The following is a 25836-nucleotide window of genomic DNA, read 5'->3' on the forward strand; positions in this document are numbered from 1 at the left end:
CATTCCCTATTAGAAGAAGAAAGAGAAATTTATGTTATTAAAATTATTAACTAAAGTTTTTGGTAGCCGTAATGAACGTGTGCTAAAAACCCTGCGTAAGCGTGTTGAAAGAATTAATGCATTAGAACCTGCAATGGAAGCATTAACTGATGATGAACTTAAAGCAAAAACAGTTGAATTTAAACAAAAATTAGCATCAGGTACCCGTTTAGATGATATTTTAGAAGAAGCTTTTGCCGTTGTCCGTGAAGCCAGTAAACGTGTTTTTGGTATGCGTCATTTTGATGTTCAGTTAATTGGTGGTATGGTTTTAAATGAGCGCTGTATAGCCGAAATGCGTACAGGTGAAGGTAAAACGTTAACCGCAACATTACCCGCTTATTTAAACGCATTAACAGGCAAAGGTGTGCATGTCGTCACGGTCAATGATTATTTAGCACAACGTGATGCTGAAAATAATCGTCCTTTATTTGAATTTTTAGGTTTAACCGTTGGTATTAACCTGCCCAATATGCCGCCAGCAATAAAACGAGAAGCTTACAGCGCTGATATCACTTATGGTACCAACAACGAATATGGATTTGACTACTTACGTGACAATATGGTGTTTAGTAAAGATGCGCGTGTTCAACGACCATTACATTATGCTTTAGTCGATGAGGTTGACTCAATTTTAATTGATGAAGCAAGAACACCGTTGATTATTTCTGGGCAAGCCGAAGACAGCTCAGATAAATATGTGAGTGTTGATAAAATTATCCCTCATCTTATTCGCCAAGAAAAAGAAGACTCAGATCAGTTTCAAGGAGACGGTGACTTTTCAATTGATGAAAAATCACGTCAAGTTAATCTAACTGAACGAGGATTAATTAAGGTAGAAGAACTACTAATTAAACAAGGTATCATGAAAAATGATGAGTCGCTTTATGCGCCAAGTAATATTGTGTTAATGCATCATGTCAATGCGGCACTACGAGCCCATCATTTATTTCATCGTGATGTCGACTACATCGTTAAAAATAACGAAATTATTATTGTCGATGAGCATACTGGACGAACAATGGAAGGACGTCGTTGGTCTGACGGCTTACATCAAGCGGTTGAAGCAAAAGAACATGTTAAAATTCAGAATGAAAACCAGACGTTAGCTTCAATCACTTTCCAAAACTATTTCCGTCTATATGAAAAATTAGCCGGTATGACGGGTACTGCCGATACTGAAGCCTTCGAATTCCATCAGATTTATGGTTTGGATACCATTGTTATACCAACTAACCGCCCAATGCAGCGTAAAGACCAATCCGATTTAGTCTATATGACTGAAAAAGAGAAGATTGCAGCCATTGTCGCTGACGTACAAGATTGTGTAAAACGAGGACAACCAGTACTAGTGGGGACTGCATCGATTGAAAAATCAGAATTGGTATCCAATGCATTTAAAAAAGTTGGCATTAAGCACAACGTATTAAATGCCAAGTTCCATGCCCAAGAAGCAGAAATTATTGCTAATGCAGGGAGTAAAGGCGCTGTCACTATTGCAACCAATATGGCGGGTCGAGGTACCGATATTATGCTTGGCGGTAACTGGCAAAGCGATTTAGCAAAACTTGAAAATCCTACTCAAGAAGATATCGAAAAAGCTAAACAAGCATGGCAAGTTAAACATGAAGAAGTTATTGCACTGGGCGGGCTTTACATTTTAGGTACAGAACGACATGAATCCCGTCGGATTGATAATCAGTTACGCGGTCGTGCTGGTCGTCAAGGAGATCCGGGCGGTTCACGTTTTTATTTATCGCTTGAAGATCCGCTGATGAGAATCTTTGCGTCAGAACGTGTTGGTAATATGATGCGTAAATTGGGTATGAAAGAAGGCGAAGCGATCGAACACCCATGGGTCAATAAAGCGATTGCGACTGCTCAAAAGAAAGTTGAAAGTCGTAACTTTGATATTCGTAAACAATTGCTTGAATATGATGATGTTGCCAATGAGCAACGTAAAGCAATTTATCGTCAACGAAATGAGATACTGGATAATACTGAAATTAAAGATACCATTACCGTAATCCGTGTTGATGTATTTAATGCGCTCATCGATCGTTATATTCCACGGGAATCAATCGAAGATATGTGGGATGTACCAGGACTTGAATTAGCGCTAAAACGTGATTTTGATTTGGATCTTCCAATTGCTAAATGGTTGGATGAAGAACAAAATCTTTATGAAGAGTCACTTCGAGAACGTATTATTCAAATTGCTCAACAAGCTTATGAAGAAAAAGAGCAAGCAGCAGGTTCAGAAGCATTTAGACATTTTGAAAAAACAGTTATGTTACAGACGCTTGATAACTTGTGGAAAGAACACTTGGCTGCGATGGATTATCTACGTCAAGGTATTCATCTACGAGGTTATGCGCAAAAAGATCCTAAACAAGAATATAAACGTGAATCCTTTAACATGTTTGAAGACATGTTAGAATCACTAAAATATGAAGTTATTGGGATATTAAGTCGTGTTGTTATTCGTTCACAAGAAGAAGTGGAAGAAGCAGAACGTCAACGCATTGCTGAAATGGAAAAACTATCAGCTAAGCAACATGCAAGTCATGAATCAGCTTCTAATATCGAAGGTGAAAGCGAAAACAATACAAGCTCAACTCAACCTAGAGTTCGCACTGAAGCCAAAGTGGGAAGAAATGATCCATGTCCTTGTGGTTCAGGTAAGAAGTATAAACATTGTCATGGTGCTGTTCAATAAGCAAAAAATTTAGTATCATCAAACATTATTGATGATTTAATCAGCGATTATCATCGTCGTTTAAATTCAAGGGAAAGTGTTCACTTTCCCTAATTTTACGGATAGATAAACAGAATTATGAGAAAACATACTGAAATAGCAATAGGAATTATACGTTCGGAAAATTGTCAAATTTTTATTACCCAACGTGGAGAAGACTCTCATTTAGCGGGTTTTTGGGAGTTTCCCGGAGGAAAAATAGAAGTAGGTGAAACACCTTATCAAACTTTGCAACGCGAGATTGCTGAAGAAGTTGATATCCAAATCCATGATGCTCAATTTTTAAAAGTAGTGAAACACAGCTACGATGATCGTGATATTACCATTCACGCTTATTTAGTAGAAGAATGGGACGGCGTTCCATTTGCTAAAGAAGGACAACCCAGCCGATGGGTAGATCAAGAAGAATTGAATGCGGATGAATTTCCTGATGCAAATCGACCTATAATCGAAATGTTAAAGAATCTCGATAAACAAATTTAAGAAGTAATTGCCATAAATTGTTAAAATCACATCATTTTCAAATTAGCTATGCGCTATTTAGACTTTTGGTGAATTCTTTGTTCAGCTAACGCTAAAAAAATAATCCCGATGATTATACTTATTGCGCCTATAAAGCGTGTTAATGTAATCTTTTCATTAAACACCATTACCGACACTAACATTACCGTAACAACTTGTAAATGCGAGGCTGCAAAAGCAGGGCCAACTGGTGCTTTTTTTAACAGTACCATCCAGGTCACAAATGCACCGGTATAACCTATCATGACTAAATAAGCCCAACAGTGGCTAAAAATACGTAATAACCAATCAACACTCAATTCGAAAGGCAAAGCCGATATTGCTGTCAGCTTAAAACTGGTTTGACCAAAAGTATCAAAAAAAAGCAGTAATATAAAGCCAATTAAATAGAATTTTTTCATTCCGTGAGTCCTACTAAAACTACTCCTGCTGTAATAAAAAATATCCCTAACAACCGAAAACACGTTAGGTGCTCTTTAAATAAGATTCGTCCTGCTAACATGACCGTTATCATATTAAACGAACCCAATAAAATACCTTGTGACAAAGGCACTTCGCTTAAAAAAGCTAACCAGAAAATAAAACCAACAAAATAAGATCCAAAACCAATCCAAAGCCAAAAATTACCAAATAGTTTATGCCAATAATCTAAACCTTGATTATGCTTTGAGGTAATCGCTGCATATTTAAAGGCGATTTGACCGACCGTGTCACAGCCGATATTCAATAGCCAAAGAAAAATAATTAAGGTTGACACGACTGACACACTCCATGAATTTCCAACACGCTGTGTTTAATCAAAAATTGACTTTGTTGTGCCAGTTGTTTTAGTTGTTGTTCAATATTTGCTGAGTGTTTTTCAAAAATTTGTCGGCATTTATCACAAATAAAGAGAATTGAAAGATGATCGGGGTCTTGAAAATGTGGGCAAACAATATAACTATTGCTTGATTCAACTTTATGTATAAAGCCTTGCTCAAGCAGAAATTCAAGGGCACGATAAATAGTCGGTGGTTTGGCTTGGGGTTCACTGACTTTTAATAAATCTAAAAGATCGTATGCACTCATAGCCTTATTTGCCGTTAACATGATATCTAAAACTGTACGACGTTGGGTTGTCAATTTAATACCGCGTTTTTTGCATAAGGTTTCAATCTTTTCAATTATCAGATTATGCATCGTGTTTCCCTTGCCAGTAATCATTATTTATTTAATGCTGCTCTTCTTCGTCTTATTTCTTTAGGATCGTTGATTAAAGGGCGATAAATTTCAATACGATCACCCTCTTTCACTAGTTCATCAAGCGAACAACGTTTTCCATAAATACCAATTAGATGATCATCTAATTGAATGCGACAAATAGATAAGATATTGGATTTTACTATTGCTTGCAAGATATTCGTCGATTCTTCAACCTGACAATCAATTATTGTCGGATTATTCGGTAACGCATACACAACTTGAACCGTTATCATATTAATAAATCTGCCTTGCTCGATTGGAAAACGCTTTAACCATATTTATCATCACATCTTTAAACATTGGGGTAAAAGTCATGTCTAATAATTTATTTTGAAATTCAAAATCTAAACTAAAACTGATTTTACTTTGGTTGTCAGAAAGTGTAGTAAACTGCCATTTGCCCGAAAGGTGCTTGAATGGGCCTTCTAAAAGGGTTAAATCGATTGAATTAGGTTCATTAATTTGATTTAATGTGGTAAATGATTTTTTGAAACCAAATTTTTCAACTTCAATAAATGCAGCAATAATATTATCCTGTTTTCTAATAATTCCCGTTGCGATACAATCGGGAACAAATTCAGGATATCGCTCAATGTCATTGACTAATGAAAACATTTGTTCAATTGAATACGGTTCAATAACTTCGTGAAATATATGTGCCATAACATTAATTAATTAAAAATAAAATTTGTGGCATATATTAACACGTAACTCTATAATAACGCACATTATGACTAAGAAAAAATCACACAAACCCGGTTCGGCAACCATTGCATTAAATAAACGCGCACGCCATGAGTACTTTATTGAAGAGGAAATTGAGGCGGGATTATCCCTACAAGGTTGGGAAGTTAAATCCCTGCGTGCAGGAAAAGTAAATATTAGCGATAGCTATGTACTGCTTAAAGACGGGGAAGCATGGTTATTTGGTGCAACCATTACACCATTAAATGTGGCTTCAACACATGTTGTCTGCGATCCCATGCGTAACCGTAAATTGCTTTTGAATGAACGTGAATTAAATTCGCTATTTGGTCAAATCAATCAAAAAGGTTACACAGTTGTTGCGCTTTCATTATATTGGAAAAATGCTTGGGCAAAAGTCAAAATTGGTGTGGCTAAAGGCAAGAAAGAGTACGATAAACGAACGGATATCAAAGAACGGCAATGGCAGGTTGATAAAGCGCGTATCATGAAAAACGCTAATCGCTAATCGCTAATCATCTTATTATTACTTTTGTCTCTCATCGTAAAAGCTATGGATGGCGTTTAATGTGTGGTTTGATGAAAATCGCGTTATGCTTTAGCGCTTTAAAATTAAGCAGATCATCTATAGTGTTTACACACGTCAGTGCCATAGTTTGAAAATCTTGTGCAATAGCATCAATCGGATAATAAGAGTAATCCAGATAAATATTATAATCATACGAACATAAGCAAATTTGGTCTGGATTAACTTTAACCTCGACTAAATAGCTCAACACTTCCTGCAATAAATTACCGGACGGAGTAAAAATAGCTTTCGGTAAACGCCCTAATTTTTGATGCAATCGTTTGAGTAAGTCATAACCTTTATTTGGGCAATAACTATCACAAATGATCCAGTCAGAAGCTGGCGTTAAGCCTGCATTCGTTAAACCTTGTTTAAATCCTTGTAACCGAGCACGAATTGAAGTGAGTTGTGCATCACAACCAATAAAATAAAACTCATTTAATTTTTTTGCATAAGGTTCGATTAATTCAGCTACCGATCCTATTGCCTCACTTGTAATAAATGGAAGTATGGTATGCTCAATATAACGATCAAAAAATAACACCGGAGTATGTTGATTAATACTCATGTAAAACTCATCGCTATCTAGTGATGTGACCACTATCATTGCATCCACTTTTCGTTCAACCAAATTTTGCGCTACATTAATTTCAACCTCTTTATTATAGTGGCTACAAGTAATTAAAAGCTGAATATTTTTTTCCCGAAATGATGCTTCTAAATGGTGTAAAAACATCGAAAAAAACGAGTTCGACATATCAGGAACAATGACACCAATTGTATTGGTACTCTTCGCCTTGACTAAGTATCGACGAATATGCGATTGCTCTTTATACTGCTCAGCTATTGCAAGCACTTTTTGGCGTGTAAGAGATGAGATTCGATATTTTTTATCTCGTTTATTAAAAATATGGCTGACGGTCGTTGCCGAAACGCCAGCCAAACGAGCAATATCATTGATTCTTAATTTATTACTCGCCATATTTCACCTTCCAGACTATCGTGGTGTGCGTTGTTGTTTATTGGGAAAAGTCGGGTTGTGATTTTCCGACGGATTTTGATACCAATACGCCACGCTGGCAATATCATCACAACGTTCATACAATCTTATATCATCATTTCCGATCTGTTGAAAAGCTAACTTAATATTTTTATGGAAAGCAACCGGATCAGGTAAATGCCAACGGTATAAACCATGCATCGGAAGTGCATCATCGCCGAAGCCATGTACCGGATTTGAATCACCTGTTTGAAAAAAATCCCGTGTAGCATCTCGATTAGTTTGATAAGGATAGCCCATAAACAGTGTTTGAAAACATTTTGCTTTAGGCTTACCTTGACTGTCACGATTATGAAATGCCCATGCCCCACCAAAATAGTCTTCTGAGCCAGTTGAATGTTGTGTTGGATACGCACTATCATCATCCAGATAAAATTTGAACTCGCCTTCTCCCCACCAATACCGTTCTAAAGCGGTTAAGGCTAAATACGTCCCCACATAATAGCCATGACCTTGTACGTTATCTAATATGACATAATCTTGTGCACACTGAGTTACACGCTGACGACGCCATTGTGCATGAAAATAGAGAGGCTGTTCGAACGGTTTTGGCATGATGGCATAATTAATAGTGAAAAAGAAATGTTGTAAATCTGCTTCATGCTCGTTGTGAATTTCTATTCTGGCTTTTTTATTGAATGGCATTCTAAAATAACAGTTAAATCCCCCTGTTGGATTAACCACAATCGGTAATGAATTGATATCACATCTTGCTCCAAATCCATTACAGAAAAAATCACCAATTGGGCTTTCAACTGACGGTATTGTTTCGTCATCCCAGTAGATACGAATAACCACATCACGCAAGACAAAACTACCACGATGTGTTCTATCGGTTAAGGTAAACCACATATGTCTAATTTCAGCAGGCCCGCTAATTTCTGCAATAGTTATTTTTTCCCCTGCGGGAATCGAGATACACCCTTGTCCTTTACGGCTAGGGCCTAAAGCACTCGCTTTCATACAAGACTTACCCTTTTCGCCTGTCATATTTTCAGGTGAAATAGTTCGAGTTTGTTCAAAGTTAAATTGTGTCACTGAATTGAATATATTCATTTTTAATCCTTAATATGTCTTAATAAATTCTTATTATTACCGTCTAAAAGATATGTGTTTTTATTAATCTTTTTTTTATGTGTTCCCTTTTTGGTCTCGACTTAAGAAGAAAATAGCAAAAATCATAAAACCTAAAACCACCAAACCTAAATTATTAAACGTCGTTGCGGCGCCAGCGGTATCATAAATGTCGCCAACATAAGTTGAGAACAAAATAACCCCAACTGAACCTGCGACTTGATAACCAATCAGGAAAACAGTGGCAGAAAGACGAGCATTAAAATTGTTATCAATATACTTAAAAACTGAGACTAAAATGGTTGAAATTTCTAAACAATGCATCAGCTTAATAATGGATATAATGACAATGCTATCAACATGAGCAGTTAAAAATATTCGTGATGCCGATATAAATGCAGCAAAAATAAGCGCATTTTTTGCGCCAACTCGATTAACAACAAAAGGAACACAAAACATGACTGCAGCTTCTAAGAACACTTGAAAAGAATTTAATAAACCATATAAATGATAACCATCATTTACATCGGTAAATTGTTGTGTGAAATAGACAGGAAACAGTTGCTGATCATAAATATTATAAAGGCTATAAGTGCCTAATACATAAATAACAAATATCCAAAACTTTTTGAGCGCAAACACAGAAAGGATTTCATTAAAGGTCAATTTTTCTTTCTTTTGAAATACCACACTTGAGGATTGAGTTAAGTCAGGTTTAAAATTGAGATTTAAAATCATAAAACAGAGACCGACAATTGACGCTGCCCAAAAATTAAGATGGGGATTAATACTTATTAAAATTCCGGCGATAAAAGTCCCTACTGCATAAGCAATACATCCCCAAGTTCGACATTGTCCAAATTCAAATCCAAACGCCCGACTAATCTTTTCACAATATGAATCAATCAATCCCATACCTGCGACCCAACCAAATCCTAAAAAGAAACTGCCAAAAATCACACCAACATAAAAGTTATGCTTTAAAAGTGGTTCATAAATATAAATTAATGCAGGTGCTGCGCAGGTGATAATAATACTTTGAAACCAAATAAGGTGTTTTTTTAAGACTAATTTATCTTGATAAACACCATATATAATCATGATAATTAACGAAATAAAGTAGTTAAATGAATAAATGATACCCGTTTGTTTCGCTGTTAAACCAATCTCTTTACTAAGCCAAATTGAGTAAAAAGAGAAAACAAAACTGCCTGCTGCGTAATACATAAAGCTATAACAGGAAGCAAACCAATAAGTTGGTTTTTTATAAAATTCACTTGTCATAATTTATCCTATGAAGAGTTAACCACTGATAAGGAATATAAAGAGCTAAAAATTTAGCTTTAATGGGTTTATTGGATAAATGTGATCCACATCAAAAATTATTTCTAAGACTTGCAATAAACAGCAAAATTCATCATGGTGTTTTGTTAACAATAGGTAAATCTAAAAGTAAGATAATCATTATGCTGATAAATTCAAAAAAATTTGAACGTTGAACTTTAAAACAAGATATCAGACAACTTTTTAATTCATAAATCGCAACAAGGTGGGTTTACCCATTGAATGATTAAAAATGTTTTAATTAGACGCCATTAACTGTGTTTTAAATGATCAAAAAATGAGGAATGTCGATTCAGCAACTTGCGTGAGACGATAAAATGTAACACGGTTAAGTATCCCTAAAAAATCTAACTTATAACTGCAAGATAGTTAACCTATATTAGATATATAAATTTAGTGAAAAAGACATCAAATTTAACTCAAACATATATGACAATCTAAAAAGTTGACACACATGATATAGCTAAAATATAACAACAATTTAAGATGGTTTATCGACTTGTCAGTTATGTAAGAATTGATAAAAATAGTATAAAAAAAATTAGAGTTACATTATTTAACTCTAATCAATTAGATGTTATTTTAAGGTTATATTTAAACGACTTAGGTATTTTAAAAAAATAAATTATGACCGAAAAACAAAATGAATATCACAGGCTTTATCAAGTCATCGCATCAGAATTAAAAAATCGGATTATTAGCGGTATTTACCCAATAGGAAGCAAATTACCTTCAGAAAGATTGGTGTGCGAAGAGTTAAAAGTTAGTCGTTCTGTCGTAAGAGAAGCAATAATCATGTTAGAAGTTGAAGGTTTTGTTGAAGCACGTAAAGGATCGGGTATCCACGTTATTGGCAATAGCTCGCTTAAAAACCTTTCATCAACTTCAGGAGGATTAAATTTTGTAAAAAGTGGGCCTTTTGAACTGTTGCAAGCACGCCAACTTATTGAGAGTAATATTGCTGAATTTGCTGCCACACAAATCACCAAGGGAGATATTGTTAAATTATTAGAAATTCAACATAATGCTCAAAAAGAAGATCATCATCGCGATCCCTATTGGGATATTAAATTCCATACTCAGATTGCCATGATTACTCGTAACAGTGCTTTAACTATCATTGTTGAAGAGACATGGCAACAGCGCACGTTAAATCCTTTATGGAAAAAACTTCATGAAAATATGCCAGAACAAACCATTAATAATTGGGCAGATGAACATAACCAAATTTTGGAAGCTTTAATTAATCGAGATCCTAAAGCAGCAAAATTAGCGATGTGGCAGCATTTAGAAAACACTAAAAAAGCACTTTTTGATGCTGCAAATAAAGATTTTGAAACAAGACGTGATCACTATTTATTTTCTGATAATCCCGTCATTAGTATCAATAACAATGAATTAGACTAAACTAAACAAATCATCAAGCTTTAACTCACTCGTAGCTATCAACTAATTAAAAATAAATTTAGCAAAATTAATTGACGCTATCTTGTGTTTAAGGCTCAAAATGATAATCGATAATGACTTTTATTACTTTAAATGCATTGATCACTTATCGTTGATCGTCAATTTGAATGCCTAAAGGCGGTTCAAAATGAAACTTACTGAGTTCTACTTTTCCAAGTTTTTGGTGCGATAGATCATAAAAACTGCGTTGTCCATCTTCCTCAATAATCGTAAAATTGGAAATCATTCCGCTTGGTAACACTGAAATGATAAAATTCTGACTTGAACTGTCTGTTGGCTTTAAAGTGAATGAATCTTGTTTACGTGTAACTTGATAGTGGTTCCAAATAGGATTATGACTATCGGTAATTAAAAGCATTAAACGATTATCAACGGCTTTTTTTAAATCCATCACCGTGACTTGTTCGACTGTTGGCGTATAGACCCACATATTACTTCCATCCGAAATAATAGTTGTTTCCTCTGGCTCTGTCATTTTCCAATTGAAATAGTAAGGTCTTGTTACCCAAAGATCCCCCTTTCCTTCCTGAACTTGCTGATTATCTGCTGTTTTTACATCTTGTGAAAAGCGTGCATAAAATCCGTCAACTTTGTCTAAACGCTGTTGTAAGACCTCCTTATCACCTGCCCAAGCGGATACGCTAACTAATAATCCCATTAATACTAAAAATTGTTTCATAACGAATCCTTACTTTTTTTATCTATAACAAAGCGTTAAATAGTGTTCGTAAATCTGATTAGGTCAAAATATTACCGTTTTTCGTTAAGTTCGAAAAGTTATTTTCTTTTCTTTTTCACTTATCAATTAACAAGTATATAATATAATGAATTTTTCAAACTTGGATACCACCTGTTATGCCTAGCATGTCATTTGATTTTACGACCGATGAATTTCAGCCTTTAGCGGCAAAAATGCGTCCACGTAATTTATCAGAATACATTGGACAAACTCAGCTACTAGGAGCAGGAAAACCATTACCGAAAGCCATTGAAGCCGGAAACCTTCATTCAATGATCTTATGGGGGCCTCCGGGAACTGGGAAAACCACATTAGCTGAAATTATAGCGCATCATGCTCATGCTAAAGTCGAAAGAATTTCGGCAGTCACATCCGGAATCAAAGATATTCGTGAAGCCATTGAGCGAGCAAAAATCAATCAGCAAGCGGGTATCCGCACGATCTTATTTGTTGATGAAGTTCATCGTTTTAATAAAAGCCAACAAGATGCATTTTTACCTTATGTTGAAAATGGTACAGTTACTTTTATTGGGGCGACAACTGAAAATCCGTCATTCGAACTCAATTCAGCGCTGTTATCACGAGCTAGGGTTTATTTACTCAAATCATTAACCAATGCCGATATCGAAAATATTTTACAACAAGCCATTGATGATCCGGTTCGAGGTTATGGCAATAAACATGTCGTGTTACCACCAGAAACAAAAAAACAGATTGCTGAATTTGTTGGAGGGGATGCCAGACGTGCACTGAATACACTTGAATTATTAGTGGATATGTCCGGTGGCAATGAACTAACACCAGCGTTACTCAAAGAAGTCATGGGTGAGCGTAGTGCCAGATTCGATAATCAAGGTGACCGATATTATGATTTGATTTCTGCCGTCCATAAATCAATTCGTGGTTCTGCGCCTGACGCTGCATTATACTGGTATGCAAGAATCATTACTGCTGGTGGTGATCCCCTCTATGTTGCTCGTCGATTACTGGCAATTGCCTCTGAAGATGTCGGGAACGCCGATCCAAGAGCAATGCAAGTTGCATTGGCGGCGTGGGATTGTTTTACGCGTGTTGGCCCCGCCGAGGGAGAACGCGCCATTGCGCAAGCTATAGTTTATTTGGCTTGTGCACCGAAAAGTAACGCCGTCTATCTTGCTTTCAAACAAGCTATGAGTGACGCGCAGTCTAAGCCAGACTATGATGTACCTGAACATTTACGTAATGCACCAACCAGTCTAATGAAAAATTTGGGCTATGGAGCACAATACCGTTATGCACATGATGAACCTAATGCTTTTGCAGCAGGTGAAAATTATTTTCCGCCTGAAATGGCTGATAGTAAATATTATCAACCAACTGATCGTGGTGCAGAAAAAAATTATGCCGATAAACTTGCATGGTTAGAAGCCCAAAATAAAGCAAGCGCAATTCAACGTTATAAAAAACAAAAATGATTCATAAGTAAAACCTTTCTAAACCATTTTATTTTATTACAGAAAAAAACGTTTACTAACCGATAGTTAACAAAATAAAAAAATGTTAACTGACTAATAAATACACTATATATAGTAATAAAATGATTAATAGGCACTATATATTGTATATTTTGACAAATATCAATTATGATAAGCTCCACAAAAAACGGGATAAAACTGGATGGAAAATGAATAAATCAATATTTGTGACCAAGCGAGATGGTAAGAAAGAACCTATCAATCTTGATAAAATTCACAAGGTAATTACATGGGCAGCAGAAGGATTAGAAAATGTTTCGGTATCTCAAGTTGAATTACGTTCACATATTCAATTTTATGATGGGATCCGAACATCTGATATTCATGAAACAATTATTCGAGCTGCCGCCGATCTTATATCGCAAGATTCACCAGATTATCAATATTTGGCTGCACGTTTAGCCATTTTTCATTTACGTAAAAAAGCGTATAACCAATTTACTCCTCCACCACTTTATGAACATGTAAAAAAACTAGTGGCAAGTGACCGTTATGACAAACACTTACTTGAAGATTATACGCAAGAAGAGTTTGAACAAATGGATAAAATTATCGATCATTGGCGTGATATGTCTTTTTCGTACGCAGCAGTAAAACAGCTTGAAGGAAAATACTTAGTTCAAAATCGGGTAACAGGCGAGATTTATGAAAGTGCACAGTTTTTATATATTTTAGTCGCAGCTTGTCTTTTTGCTAATTACCCTAAAGATACGCGTCTTAGCTACATCAAACGCTTTTATGATGCAGTCTCAACTTTTAAAATTTCATTACCAACGCCAATTATGGCCGGTGTTCGCACCCCAACACGCCAATTTAGTTCATGTGTACTTATCGAATGTGATGACAGCTTAGATTCTATTAATGCGACGGCAAGCGCAATTGTCAAATATGTGTCACAACGTGCAGGCATTGGGGTTAATGCGGGCAAAATTCGAGCGCTTGGTAGTTCAATTCGTGGTGGTGAAGCTTTCCACACCGGTTGTATCCCATTCTATAAATATTTTCAAACAGCGGTAAAATCCTGTTCACAAGGCGGTGTTCGTGGTGGTGCTGCAACGGTATTTTACCCGCTTTGGCATTTAGAAGTCGAAAGTCTATTGGTTTTACGTAACAATCGAGGTGTTGAAGAAAACCGTGTTCGACATTTGGATTATGGTGTTCAGATTAATAAATTAATGTATCAACGCTTAATCCAAAACGAAAACATTACCCTTTTTAGCCCGTCAGATGTTCCGGGTCTATACGAGGCGTTTTTTGCCGATCAAGCAAAATTCGATGCGTTGTATCATCAATATGAACAAGATGTAAACATTCGAAAACGTGTAGTGAAAGCGGTAGAACTCTTTGCCCTGTTAATGCAAGAACGTGCATCAACTGGACGTATTTATATTCAAAATGTTGACCACTGTAATACTCACAGTCCATTCAATGCTCAGCTTGCGCCTGTACATCAATCTAATTTATGTATGGAAATTGCGTTACCAACTAAACCGCTGAACAATGTCAACGATGAAAAGGGTGAAATAGCACTATGTACACTGTCCGCCTTTAATTTAGGTGAAATTCAATCGTTAGATGATTTTGAAGAGCTTACCGATTTAACGGTTCGTGCCCTTGATTCACTGCTTGATTATCAGGATTACCCTGTTCCTGCTGCTCGCAATTCATCCATTAATCGCCGTACATTAGGCATTGGTGTCATTAACTATGCCTATTATTTAGCAAAACATGGGGTAAAATATTCAGACGGCAGCGCTAATAATTTAACCCACCGCACGTTTGAAGCGATGCAATATTATCTTTTAAAAGCATCAAATAACCTAGCGAAAGAAAAAGGTGCATGTAACTTATTTAACGAAACGACCTATTCACAAGGGATATTACCGATAGATACCTATAAAAAGGATCTTGATACCATTACAAAAGAGCCATTACATTATGATTGGGAATCACTGCGTGAATCAATTAAAACTCATGGTCTACGTAATTCAACCTTATCGGCGTTAATGCCTTCTGAAACGTCTTCGCAAATATCTAATGCGACTAATGGTATCGAGCCACCTCGAGGATATGTCAGCGTTAAAGCATCGAAAGATGGCATCTTAAAGCAGGTAGTACCTGACTATAAAGATTTAAAAAACTTCTATGAACTACTTTGGCAAATTCCTAATAACACGGGTTATTTACAATTAGTTGGTATTATGCAGAAATTTATCGATCAATCAATTTCGGCTAACACCAATTATGATCCGACAAAATTCCCGAATGACAAAGTACCGATGAAACAGCTACTTGCTGATTTATTAACCGCATATAAATTTGGTGTCAAAACACTCTACTACCATAACACACGTGATGGGGCGGAAGATATTCAAGGGGATATTGCACTAACTGAAAGTGATGACGGTTGTGAAGGCGGGGCTTGTAAAATTTAATTGCCCTTTTAGACAAAAACAAAGCATCACTTTAAAAACATTCAATGGGGGATTTTGATCCCCCAATATTGCCCCTTTTCCGCTGTCGACAGGTAGTGGTAAAAGTAACTAAATTCAGTTAGGAGTACGATTATGAATATGAATTACAGTACCTTTTCGCATGTACATAACGATCAGCTTAAAGAACCCATGTTTCTTGGTCAACCGGTTAATGTGGCGCGTTATGACCAACAAAAATATGAAATGTTCGAAAAATTAATCGAAAAACAACTTTCGTTTTTTTGGCGTCCGGAAGAAGTCGATATATCTCAAGACCGCATTGACTATGCGGCACTACCCGAGCATGAAAAACATATTTTCATTAGTAATTTAAAGTACCAAACATTATTGGATTCGATTCAAGGTCGTAGTCCAAACGTTGCTTTACTCCCTTTAATTTCAATTCCTGAACTTGAAACTTGGGTAGAAACGTGGTCGTTTTCAGAAACAATTCACTCTCGTTCTTACACACACATCATACGTAACATTGTCAATGATCCCTCGGTGGTATTTGATGACATTGTGACAAATAAAGAGATCCAAAAACGTGCGGGTGACATTGCGGGTTATTATGATGATCTAATTAGCTATGCGAGTTATTACAACTTATTAGGTGAAGGTAAACACACAGTTAACAATAAAACCATTACCATAAGTTTACGTGAATTGAAAAAGAAACTGTACCTTTGCTTAATGAGTGTTAATGCCCTTGAGGCCATTCGTTTTTATGTCAGCTTTGCTTGTTCTTTTGCTTTCGCTGAACGAGAACTAATGGAAGGAAATGCAAAAATCATCAAACTCATTGCCCGTGATGAAGCCCTTCACTTAACGGGAACTCAATTTATGATTAATACGCTTCGTAGTGGTGAAGATGATCCTGAAATGGCTGAAATCGCAAAAGAGTGTGAACAAGACTGCTATGACCTGTTTTTACAAGCAGCGAATCAAGAAAAAGAGTGGGCAGCATACTTATTTGAAGGCGGTTCAATGATTGGCTTAAATAAAGATATTTTATGTCAATATGTTGAATACATCACCAATATTCGTATGCAAGCGGTCGGATTGAAATTGCCTTACGAGGTAAAATCTAACCCGATTCCATGGATCAATAATTGGTTAGTATCCGACAATGTTCAAGTTGCGCCACAAGAAGCCGAAATGAGCTCTTATCTAGTCGGTCAAATTGATTCTGAAATCAATGAAGATGATTTGAGTGATTTTACTTTATAATTTACGCTGTCATTAAAACTTCCTATCCTGACTTGCACAGGTTTAGTACTAAAGCCTGTGCATGTTTTGTCTTTAGCGGTTAACCAAATCTAAGTAATTACAATCCAATTTCTTTTTTTAATTTATATTACATTTCTTAATGTTTGATTAATAATCTTTTTAATTGTATTATTTAACCGATATTAGTTAAATAAATCAAAAGGAAGTAAGAAGTAAAATGAATAAATTCATGGTAAATTTAATTGCTATTACGTTACTATCAGGTTGTAAAGTTGAATTAGCACCGACAGTAAACCTTAGCGACGTGCAAAGTGAAACAGCAAAAACCGTACAGTCAAAAATATTGATTGAAGTTTCATCATGTACTGACTTTAAAGATTCACGACAAGAATCATCCACGTTAATAAAAGCAAAAAATGAAATTCAAAAAATTTTTGCGGATGCAAAATATATTGAATGTTATCGAGAAAAAATGGATTCTAAAGCAGTATTTGAAATACCGATTATGGTAGGAGGAAAAACGGGTAATGGTGATATCCAAATACGCAATAACGAGTCAGGTGGTATGGTTGTTGAAATGTCAAAAAAATTAGAACAAAAGATCAGTAATCACCAAAATTCGACATTTCGCAAAATCAATACATCAATCAGTATTAACGTCAATAATGATTTGAATCAAGCACAACAAATTATTGGTTATGCTATCTATCTTGATAACAATGCGATTCCTGTATCTAAGTATGATTTAAAACCAGGTCAGCATACGATAAAATTATCTGATGTTTCGGTATCTGCAATATTAACTAAGGGTTCCGCTTTAGTTTATGAAAATGCTAATGATTCAATCGATACAAAAAATTAGCTATAACTAAAATAAAAGCCTATCAACGCTTTTATTTAGTTTATGATATTTAAAATGTAAGGTAAAAACTATCGAATTGCTATTTAGCTTGACGAAATTATGTTGTTTTTTTGGGGTATAAATCATAATAGATAACAGTAAATGTTTTCGTGTTAATTACTATCAATATTTGAAGCATAATTAAATAAAACTGTGTTATATTGTAGTTGCACTAACGTTTGAAACAGTACTATTCATCGATCTTGAAAAAACTTACTTCATTTTTACTTACATTAATTATAGGTTTTAATATGAAAAAACTTTTATTGAGTAGTCTTGTCGGTTTAGTTTTGGTTGGTTGTGGTGAAAAAAAAGTAACTGAAGAAATGCTTATTGGTGAGTGGGATTGCACATTTTCAGGGCAAGAGGCAAAATGGGAAAATGGTAAATTTTCTGACTATGCACCACTCAAACAAGATAAAGGGATGATTAAGTATTTTATGAAGGACAATACCTTATTTTTCAATTTTGGTACAGATACATCTTATCCATATAATTTAAAAGCTTATTATAATGATTCAATGGATATAAAATCCAATAATGGTGTTACATCAAAAACGCAAAAGACCATGAACTATTTATCACCGGACAAATTCAAAACAACGGAATTAACTGAAATTCTTATCGATAATGCTCCAAACGCAAATCGAAAAATGAATGTAGAAATAAATTGTGACCGTGTAAAAAATTAAAACAAAAGTTCAAGCAACAAACTAAACTGTTGCTTGACAGTCTGTGAAAATCAGGTGACGATATGATTATTGAATGGTCTTAATTTTATTCCCATGACGCAAGTGCATTTAATTTATCCTATTTCACCACTTGATTTTAGTGATGCTGAGATAAATATTAACTTTCTCAAACAACACCTTGACCAATTTCAACAATGGTCGATGAAGCAATTTAAACAAAATGCAGATATTGATGAATTAGTGCATCTACGCAGTCAATTTATCGATAAATTACTTGCACGATTATGGTGTTATTTTCAAATTCCCGATCAAACTTCATCAACTTTAAAAAATAATCGTATTTCATTAATCGCTGTCGGGGGGTATGGGCGAGCAGAGCTACACCCTTTGTCAGATATTGATATTTTGATATTAAGTGATTATCCGCTTAATTATGACATCGAAAAACAAATCGGCAAGTTAGTACGGCTGCTTTGGGATCTTCATTTGGATATAGGTCATAGTGTCAGAACGCTAAAAACGTGTTTGCAAGAAGCTAAAAACGATATTACTATCATGACCAATTTAATTGAATCAAGATGGGTTGCGGGTAATAATCCATTATTACAAACCCTTCGACAACACATTTTTAGTGATAAAATTTGGCCTTCTCCTGCTTTTTATCGTGCTAAAATTGCCGAACAACAAGCCCGGCATCAGCAATATCACAGTACAACTTATAATCTTGAACCTGATTTAAAAAATAGTCCGGGCGGTCTACGGGATATGCAAATTATTCAATGGATTGCGATTCGTCACTTTGGCGATGAATTTTTGCAAAAAATTGCTGATTTTCATTACCTCACTCCAGAAGAGGTAGACGAATTTAGAACTTGTCGTAAATTTTTATGGCGTATTCGTTTTGCCCTTCACAGTGTCATTACTCGCTATGACAACCGATTGCTTTTTGATCGTCAATTAAGTATCGCCAAGCTTTTAGGCTATCAAGGTCAAGGAAATGCACCTGTTGAACAAATGATGCATGATTACTACCGAATTGCACACAACGTTACTGAACTCAATCAGATGTTACTGCAATTATTTGATGAGTCTATTCTTGAAGTTAATCCAAGCAATAAACCCTATGCTATCGATGAGCACTTTCAAATCCGAGAAAAATTAATTGATGTAAAAGATGATAGTATCTTTAAAAAAGATCCGACAATGATACTGCAACTGTTTTACACCATTTTGCTCAATCCTCAAATCATCGGTCTCTATTCTAATACCATTCGTCAGTTACGCTCTGCAAGGCGAAAACTCACCACATTATTATGTGAACACCCTAAAGCCAGAACACTATTTATGTTAATCATTAAGCATCCGGATGCCATTGCAAAAGCAATTTTACCCATGCATCGTTATGGTATTTTAGCGGTCTATATACCTGGTTGGAAACATATCGCTGGTATGATGCAATTTGATCTATTTCATACCTATACAGTTGATGAACATACGGTACGATTATTAATAGAGCTTGATAGTTTAAAATCAGAACAAGGGAAACAAAAGCATCCTAATAGCTCAAACGTTTTTGCTAAATTATCCAAACCTGAACTGTTAATTATTACGGGTTTATTTCATGATATCGGTAAAGGTCGACATGGTGATCATTCTGAAATTGGTGCTAAATTAGTTGAAAAATTTTGTCAATTACATGAGCTTGAAACAAAAGATACTGATCTGATTATTTGGTTAGTACGCTATCATTTATTGATGTCAGTCACGGCACAAAATCGAGACTTACAAGATCCTGCTGTGATTCAAGAATTTGTTCAACAAGTTAAAAGTCGGCGTCGCCTTCAATATTTACTCTGCTTAACCGTTGCTGATGTGTGTGCGACAAACGAAACACTTTGGAACAGTTGGAAACAAAGCTTAATACGTCAACTGTATTTTAATGCCGAACACTTATTTGATATTGGAATACACCAAATACCGGAACAGCGGAGTATTGCTCGTCAACACAAGCAAGAAGCACTATCCATCTTAATCGCTCAAAATTATGATGAGCAACACATCAAAAACCTTTGGCTAAACTATCGGGTTGATTACTTTTTGCGCTACACTACCGAACAGATTGTGTGGCATGCTCAAAATTTGTTAAACCACGACTTAACGCAAACACTAGTTATGATCAATCCGACGCCGTATCATGGTGGTACAGAAATCGTTATTTACTCACCAGACCGACCTTATTTGTTTGCTACCGTCTGCAACAACTTAAGTATGCACAATTTAAATATACTTGAAGCGCTTATCATCACCAATAAACAAGGATTTGCGCTTGATACCTTTATTGTACTGGAACCTAACGGCAATACCGTTCAATCTGATCGCTATGAAGGTATAATAAATGCACTTGAAAAAACATTACAACAACCGACTTATAAAGGTGTTACGGTAAAACCGCCTAAACAACGATTACGCTATTTTTCAGTGCCGACACAAATTAACTTTTTATCATCCTTTAACGAAAGTCAAACCTATATGGAATTGATTGCTTTAGACAGACCAGGACTTTTAGCTTGTGTTGGAGAAGTTTTTGCTAACTTAGAGATATCTTTAAGGAGTGCCAAAATTGCCACTATCGGCGAACATATCGAGGATCTGTTTATTTTGACCGACAAACATAACCATGCCCTTGATGATGATACTTGTCATAAACTAAAACAATCCATCATTGTTGCGCTCGATGCAATGAATTAATCACATAAATTAAAGATAATAACTATGCAATTTTTTACTATTTTGTTTCCTATTTTTTGTATTTTCGTGGTGGGATTTATTGCGCAGAAAAAATTACATTTTGATGTGGCAAACCTGTCCAAAATGTCACTGTATGTGCTTTCACCCTTTTTGGCATTTAAAACATTTTATACACATACCTTAACAACAGAATACTTATTCTATATTTGCTATATTTTTGGTCTCTGTTTTGCTCTAGTCATCATTATTTCGATTTGGTCTATTTTGATGAAATATTCCAGCAAAGAACGCTGTGCAATGATTTTAAGCGCTTGCTTTATGAATAATGGTAATTATGGCACACCCGTATTGCTTGTCTTTTTTGGCACAATAGGATTTGATCTGGGCGTAATTATGATGGTGCTACAACAATTTGTCATGAGTACTGTTGGTATCTATTATGCGGCAAAAGGTAGCGCACGAGATGATATCGTTACGCAAAAAGATGTCTTTAACAAAGTTATTCGAATGCCTGTGGCGTATGGGGCGTTTTTAGGTATCCTTTTTCAACTTTGTAACATTCCCTTATCTAAATCGATTATGACGTCCATTGGGATGATTGGTGACGCATCCATCGTGGTGATTATGATTATATTAGGTATGCAATTAGCGAAAATAAAAATCACCCAACTGGATTATCCTAAATTATCTTTTGCACTCCTCACTCGGATGATTCTATCGCCAATTGTTGCTTGTGCCATGGTCTACTTCATGCCTATTGCACCGGTATATAAGCAAGTGCTAATAGTACTAGCGGCGATGCCAAGTGCAGCAAACACGACATTAATGTCGGTACAATTTGACACACACCCTGAACTTGTATCAAGTGCCACTTTTTTCAGTACTTTAATCAGTTTAATTACCCTACCGATTGTTCTATCTTTGGTTGGAGCACCTATCCCATATTGATTCATGATCTCTCGAGCTGAGAGATCTTATCTTTCACCATCAAAAACCATTTTTTTGATAAACGTTATCTGGATTCGGCCCTACGCGTTGATTTTGGTTAAGTCCATTAATCGCTTGTATTTCATCTGAAGTGAGTTCGAAATCAAAAATATTAGCATTCTGCATAATTCGATCCGGATGTGCTGATTTAGGGATCACAATGTAACCATTTTGAATATGCCAGCGTAATGTCACTTGTGATGCTGATTTCTGATATTTATTACCAATTTTAATAAGAAGCGGATCATTAATGACTTTGTTACGAGCCAACGGTGACCAAGCTTCAATAGCAATCTTTTGTTGTCGTAAATATTCCACTAATTCGATTTGAGTTAAATAAGGATGAATCTCGATTTGATTAAGCATGGGTTTAATATTTGCTTTGGTTGAGAGTAATTCTAAATGCGAGATTTGAAAATTACAAACGCCGATTGCCCGCACACGCTTTTCTTCATACAGTTTTTCGAACGCCTTCCATGTATCAAAAAAAGTGTCACTTAATGGCCAGTGAACTAAAAAAAGATCGAGGTAATCAAGCTGTAAATCTTTTAGCGACTGATTAAAACCCGCTAATGTTTTATCATAACCTTGATTGCTATTATTGATTTTAGTGGTAATAAACAATTTATCACGTGCGACATGGCAATCTTTAAGAATTTGCCCGAGTTGCTTTTCGTTCTGGTAAAGCTGAGCGGTATCAAACGCTCGATATCCCGCATTAATAGCCGCATTTACTGCACATGATAATTCATCAAAATCAGTTAATTGATAAGTGCCAAAACCGAGTTGCTGCATTGCTACATGATGACTAAGCATTACTTTACTGTTGATCGAAATCGTCATGATAACCCCTTCTATTTTATTCAGATTATTGATCAATTATATCGATCATATCGATATTATCAATTAATTTAGAGTATTATCTCTTCTTCATCACCATCCCAATCTTTTTCGAATTGATTCACAAACTCAACCAATATAGCGTGACGTTTTAATGCGATTTTTTTAGCAATTTGTGTATTCATCCTATCTTTGAGTAAAAAGAGTTTTTCATAAAAATGGTTTATTACTGTATTAGGTTGTTTATAGTTTTCTTCATTTAATGATGTTCTGGGTAATATAGTGGGATCATACATAATATTGTGCTTGTTACCCCCATAGTAAAACGTCCGAGCGATACCAATAGCACCAATGGCATCTAATCGATCTGCATCTTGTACAATTTGCCCTTCTAACGACAATTCTTTTTTTTGAGTAAGATTTTTTCGATATGACATATTTTCAATAATGTCAAAAATATGTTTAATTTCGCTTTGACTGATCGTTTGTTGAATTAAAAAATCGTGTAACTCACTCATGGCGTGATTCACATCTGATACCACTTTTTCATCGATAACATCATGAAGATAGGCACTTAAAATCACGATAAAGTAATTGGCTGTTGGCTCATGTTTTAAAATTTGTTTTGCCAATTTAACTACTCTTTCAATATGCGCCATATCATGACCAGAAAAATCGTCAGCAAGTTTTTGTTTAACAAAAGTTTGAACATTATTGATAATTTTTTGTTGATCGACCATTTTCTTTGATTCCTGACTCATTCGATTTATCACTTCCTTAATGTGGGACACTATTTTGAGATATGATTAACATTTAGGTCAAATTATGCTTGATGCCATTGATAAGCGAATAAACTAAGATGACCTAAAATTTTAGTTAACAAAAAAGAGGCGATTTTTTTCTACTTTTTTGATTTGATAGAATGATATAAATCAAACTATCTTTTTAATTTAACTTTTCGCTCGGATAATAACACACCACAGAGCGTAAATAATGTGCCAAACGCAGCAAGCCAAGTAAACGGCTCATTCAATATAATTACCGCACCAATAATCGTTAATACAGGGACCAGATAGAGATAAATGCTAATCTTTACAGCCCCCACTAATTTCACCGCATAATTCCAAGATACAAAACAAATTGCAGATGCCCCTACGCCTAAAAACAGGATATTAAATAGATTGGTTGTATTGCTAAATCGGGCTAAATTTAGTTTAAAATCGAATAAATAAAGTGCTGGAAGCATGAGCAATAAACCATAAAAAAAGAATCGTCGGGTTAATAAAATCGTGTTATACCCTCGATGACTACTTTTTTTAGTTAAAATCGAATAACATGCCCAAAATAAACAGGCTAACATAGCGAGCAGATCACCAAGCGGATTCATGGCAAGCACATATTTACCATTAAAACAGATTAATCCAACGCCAATCGAGGCAAATAAACAACCAACGTAAAAACGCTTAGGTGGTGTTTCAGCCTTGAGAAAAAACATAGCTAATAGCGCAGTAAATATGGGGGCTAATGTTGTGATAATTCCTACATTTGAAGCAGTAGTATAGGTTAATGCAATATTTTCACATAAAAAATAACAGGTAATCCCACATAATCCAGCACATAAAAACATGAACTCTTGTTTTACTCCTTGCCAAACTAACAAACGAGGGCATAGAATCCAGAGCGTTACATAACCCAGTAAAAAACGAAAAAATAAAATCTCTATCGGTTTAAACTCAATTAATAATGTTTTGGTGGAAATAAACGTCGTTCCCCAAAAAAACACAGTCATTAATGCAATTAAATGCCCCTGTGTTCTTTTTGTTAATAACATAAAGACCTCAATCTTACAGCAATGTAGCCCTTTCTGAGTAAATTTTTACTCACTTTTTAAAGGCATTGATAAATATATTAGGAATAATACAAAAATTATGTCTAGTGCTTACTTGATTTTGTTAAAAATAATGCTATTTAAGAATATGCACTTATACTAACGCTATGCTCTTTTGTGTGCAAACAATTTCAAGTCGTTATAATGATAGGTAAATATAAAGAAGAAAGATGACAGATAAAAAAAATCCACCCGAAATTCGAGTGGAGGGCAAAAAATGAAAAAACGTAATCTGTTAATATAGACAAGCAAAAACCCAAAAAGTTCAATTTAATTTCAGATATTTTTGAAATTTTATTAAAATAATTTTTAATTATTTGATTTATCTTTATTTGTTTAATTAAATTTTTTTCAAAAAAAGTAAAATTTTTTACTTTTTCAACATCCACTAATTAATCATGTCAGCTTTGTAACCCATCCCCTCTAACGCTAGTTATAAAGTCACATTTACAAATGAAACTATTTAACGCTTTTAATAAGAGCAAAACTATCATAAAACAAACATTTGATTGCCTAACCAAAACTAAGCTAACTTGTATTCATGCTTGATTTCACCTATAATGTCCCGATATTGTATTACGTTACTTATCACAATTGGGGCTGATTCTGGATTCGACGGGATTTGCGAAACCCAAGGTGCATGCCGAGGTGCGGTAGGCCTCGTAAATAAACCGCAAAAAAATAGTCGCAAACGACGAAAACTACGCACTAGCAGCTTAATAACCTGCATAGAGCCTTCTCTCCCTAGCCTCCGCTCGTAGGACGGGGATCAAGAGGAGTCAAACCCAAACGAGATCGTGTGGAAGCCTTGCTTGGGGCGGAAGCATTAAACTTAATCAAGCTAGTCTATCGGTAGCGTGTTTGTCCGCAGCAGGTAGGCGAAATCTAAAGACAAACTACGCATGTAGTACCAAGGATGTAGAAATTTCGGACGCGGGTTCAACTCCCGCCAGCTCCACCACATACTGTTCCATAGCAGTTTATTAAAGCAATTAATTGATTGAAAAATAAAGAATTAATGGATTTTTGCTCCACCCCTATCCA

General features: G+C 35.3%; 23 protein-coding genes and 1 other RNA gene. 12 read left to right on the forward strand and 12 right to left on the reverse strand.

The genetic code is table 11. The annotated features are described in order from the left end of the window. The first annotated feature begins 31 nt into the window (after positions 1-31). Together secA and mutT are read left to right on the forward strand one after the other, a co-directional pair. Positions 32-2758: a preprotein translocase subunit SecA gene (secA, locus tag ACGH6R_RS04480; protein WP_411599016.1), complete on the forward strand. Its 2727-nt coding sequence runs from the start codon at positions 32-34 to the stop codon at positions 2756-2758. A gap of 117 nt (positions 2759-2875) precedes the next feature. Then, entirely contained in the window at positions 2876-3280 is a 405-nt protein-coding gene (gene mutT / locus ACGH6R_RS04485; protein WP_267349800.1) for an 8-oxo-dGTP diphosphatase MutT, read from the forward strand. 53 nt (positions 3281-3333) lie between these two features. Here mutT and ACGH6R_RS04490 read toward each other — a convergent pair whose 3' ends face one another. Genes ACGH6R_RS04490 through ACGH6R_RS04510 form a run of 5 tightly spaced genes read right to left on the reverse strand, consistent with a single transcriptional unit; the run spans position 3334 to position 5224 of the window. Next, positions 3334-3720: an EamA family transporter gene (locus tag ACGH6R_RS04490; protein WP_267359364.1), complete on the reverse strand. Its 387-nt coding sequence runs from the start codon at positions 3718-3720 to the stop codon at positions 3334-3336. Further along, the gene (locus tag ACGH6R_RS04495) at positions 3717-4076 is read right to left on the reverse strand and encodes an EamA family transporter (RefSeq protein WP_267349804.1); all 360 of its coding nucleotides are present in this window, start codon (positions 4074-4076) and stop codon (positions 3717-3719) included. Before ACGH6R_RS04495 ends, ACGH6R_RS04490 begins: the two co-directional genes overlap by 4 nt. Beyond that, positions 4064-4498 carry a zinc uptake transcriptional repressor Zur gene (gene zur, locus ACGH6R_RS04500; RefSeq protein ID WP_065558826.1) on the reverse strand — a complete coding sequence of 145 codons (435 nt, stop codon included), beginning with the start codon at positions 4496-4498 and terminating at the stop codon, positions 4064-4066. Before zur ends, ACGH6R_RS04495 begins: the two co-directional genes overlap by 13 nt. A 23-nt stretch (positions 4499-4521) precedes the next feature. After that, entirely contained in the window at positions 4522-4794 is a 273-nt protein-coding gene (locus tag ACGH6R_RS04505) for an RnfH family protein (protein ID WP_267349808.1), read from the reverse strand. Position 4795: 1 nt separating this feature from the next. After that, a complete protein-coding gene (locus ACGH6R_RS04510; RefSeq protein ID WP_267349810.1) occupies positions 4796-5224 on the reverse strand; it encodes a type II toxin-antitoxin system RatA family toxin in 429 nt (142 codons plus the stop codon). Positions 5225-5291: 67 nt separating this feature from the next. Here ACGH6R_RS04510 and smpB point away from each other — a divergent pair, with 67 nt between their 5' ends. Next, a complete protein-coding gene (gene smpB / locus ACGH6R_RS04515) occupies positions 5292-5774 on the forward strand; it encodes an SsrA-binding protein SmpB (RefSeq protein WP_065558829.1) in 483 nt (160 codons plus the stop codon). A gap of 43 nt (positions 5775-5817) precedes the next feature. On the opposite strand, the gene ACGH6R_RS04520 is transcribed toward smpB, so the two are convergent. From ACGH6R_RS04520 to ACGH6R_RS04530, 3 genes are all read right to left on the reverse strand, one after another. Beyond that, the gene (locus tag ACGH6R_RS04520; protein WP_411599017.1) at positions 5818-6816 is read right to left on the reverse strand and encodes a substrate-binding domain-containing protein; all 999 of its coding nucleotides are present in this window, start codon (positions 6814-6816) and stop codon (positions 5818-5820) included. Positions 6817-6831: 15 nt separating this feature from the next. After that, a complete protein-coding gene (locus ACGH6R_RS04525) occupies positions 6832-7950 on the reverse strand; it encodes a glycoside hydrolase family 172 protein (protein ID WP_411599018.1) in 1119 nt (372 codons plus the stop codon). Positions 7951-8025: 75 nt separating this feature from the next. Next, a complete protein-coding gene (locus ACGH6R_RS04530) occupies positions 8026-9252 on the reverse strand; it encodes an oligosaccharide MFS transporter (protein WP_267380834.1) in 1227 nt (408 codons plus the stop codon). A 687-nt stretch (positions 9253-9939) separates the two neighbouring features. Between ACGH6R_RS04530 and ACGH6R_RS04535 the strand changes: the two genes are divergently transcribed. After that, complete coding sequence (locus tag ACGH6R_RS04535) at positions 9940-10719, forward strand: GntR family transcriptional regulator (protein WP_267349820.1); 780 nt, start codon at positions 9940-9942, stop codon at positions 10717-10719. Positions 10720-10864: 145 nt separating this feature from the next. Here ACGH6R_RS04535 and lolA read toward each other — a convergent pair whose 3' ends face one another. Then, positions 10865-11458, reverse strand: coding sequence for an outer membrane lipoprotein chaperone LolA (gene lolA / locus ACGH6R_RS04540; protein ID WP_065558834.1), 594 nt, complete (start codon positions 11456-11458; stop codon positions 10865-10867). Between the two features lie 176 nt (positions 11459-11634). On the opposite strand from lolA, the gene ACGH6R_RS04545 reads away from it, so the two are divergent. From ACGH6R_RS04545 to ACGH6R_RS04575, 7 genes are all read left to right on the forward strand, one after another. Beyond that, positions 11635-12972: a replication-associated recombination protein A gene (locus ACGH6R_RS04545; RefSeq protein ID WP_411599019.1), complete on the forward strand. Its 1338-nt coding sequence runs from the start codon at positions 11635-11637 to the stop codon at positions 12970-12972. Positions 12973-13181: 209 nt separating this feature from the next. Next, complete coding sequence (nrdA, locus tag ACGH6R_RS04550) at positions 13182-15467, forward strand: class 1a ribonucleoside-diphosphate reductase subunit alpha (RefSeq protein ID WP_411599020.1); 2286 nt, start codon at positions 13182-13184, stop codon at positions 15465-15467. A gap of 138 nt (positions 15468-15605) precedes the next feature. Then, on the forward strand, positions 15606-16736 hold the full coding sequence (gene nrdB, locus ACGH6R_RS04555) for a class Ia ribonucleoside-diphosphate reductase subunit beta (RefSeq protein WP_363317376.1): 1131 nt from the start codon (positions 15606-15608) through the stop codon (positions 16734-16736). 217 nt (positions 16737-16953) lie between these two features. After that, positions 16954-17598, forward strand: a complete 645-nt coding sequence (locus ACGH6R_RS04560; RefSeq protein ID WP_411599021.1) for a hypothetical protein — start codon at positions 16954-16956, stop codon at positions 17596-17598. Between the two features lie 290 nt (positions 17599-17888). Beyond that, a complete protein-coding gene (locus ACGH6R_RS04565; protein ID WP_411590275.1) occupies positions 17889-18329 on the forward strand; it encodes a hypothetical protein in 441 nt (146 codons plus the stop codon). Between the two features lie 69 nt (positions 18330-18398). Continuing rightward, a complete protein-coding gene (glnD, locus tag ACGH6R_RS04570; RefSeq protein ID WP_411599022.1) occupies positions 18399-21077 on the forward strand; it encodes a bifunctional uridylyltransferase/uridylyl-removing protein GlnD in 2679 nt (892 codons plus the stop codon). Between the two features lie 24 nt (positions 21078-21101). Further along, positions 21102-22025 (forward strand): AEC family transporter, encoded by a 924-nt coding sequence (locus ACGH6R_RS04575; RefSeq protein WP_411599023.1) that lies wholly within the window; start codon positions 21102-21104, stop codon positions 22023-22025. 39 nt (positions 22026-22064) lie between these two features. Here the strand turns inward: ACGH6R_RS04575 and ACGH6R_RS04580 are convergent, their stop codons facing one another. From ACGH6R_RS04580 to ACGH6R_RS04590, 3 genes are all read right to left on the reverse strand, one after another. Next, a complete protein-coding gene (locus ACGH6R_RS04580; RefSeq protein ID WP_267359344.1) occupies positions 22065-22907 on the reverse strand; it encodes an aldo/keto reductase in 843 nt (280 codons plus the stop codon). Between the two features lie 68 nt (positions 22908-22975). Next, positions 22976-23665 carry an HD domain-containing protein gene (locus tag ACGH6R_RS04585; protein ID WP_267359342.1) on the reverse strand — a complete coding sequence of 230 codons (690 nt, stop codon included), beginning with the start codon at positions 23663-23665 and terminating at the stop codon, positions 22976-22978. Positions 23666-23841: 176 nt separating this feature from the next. Continuing rightward, positions 23842-24735 (reverse strand): DMT family transporter, encoded by an 894-nt coding sequence (locus ACGH6R_RS04590; RefSeq protein WP_267349843.1) that lies wholly within the window; start codon positions 24733-24735, stop codon positions 23842-23844. Between the two features lie 653 nt (positions 24736-25388). Here ACGH6R_RS04590 and ssrA point away from each other — a divergent pair. Then, positions 25389-25753: a transfer-messenger RNA gene (gene ssrA, locus ACGH6R_RS04595) on the forward strand. Positions 25754-25836: the final 83 nt, after the last annotated feature.

The sequence above is a fragment of the Gilliamella sp. CG13 genome (genome assembly GCF_046635805.1).
Classification (GTDB): Bacteria; Pseudomonadota; Gammaproteobacteria; order Enterobacterales; family Orbaceae; genus Gilliamella; species Gilliamella apicola_I.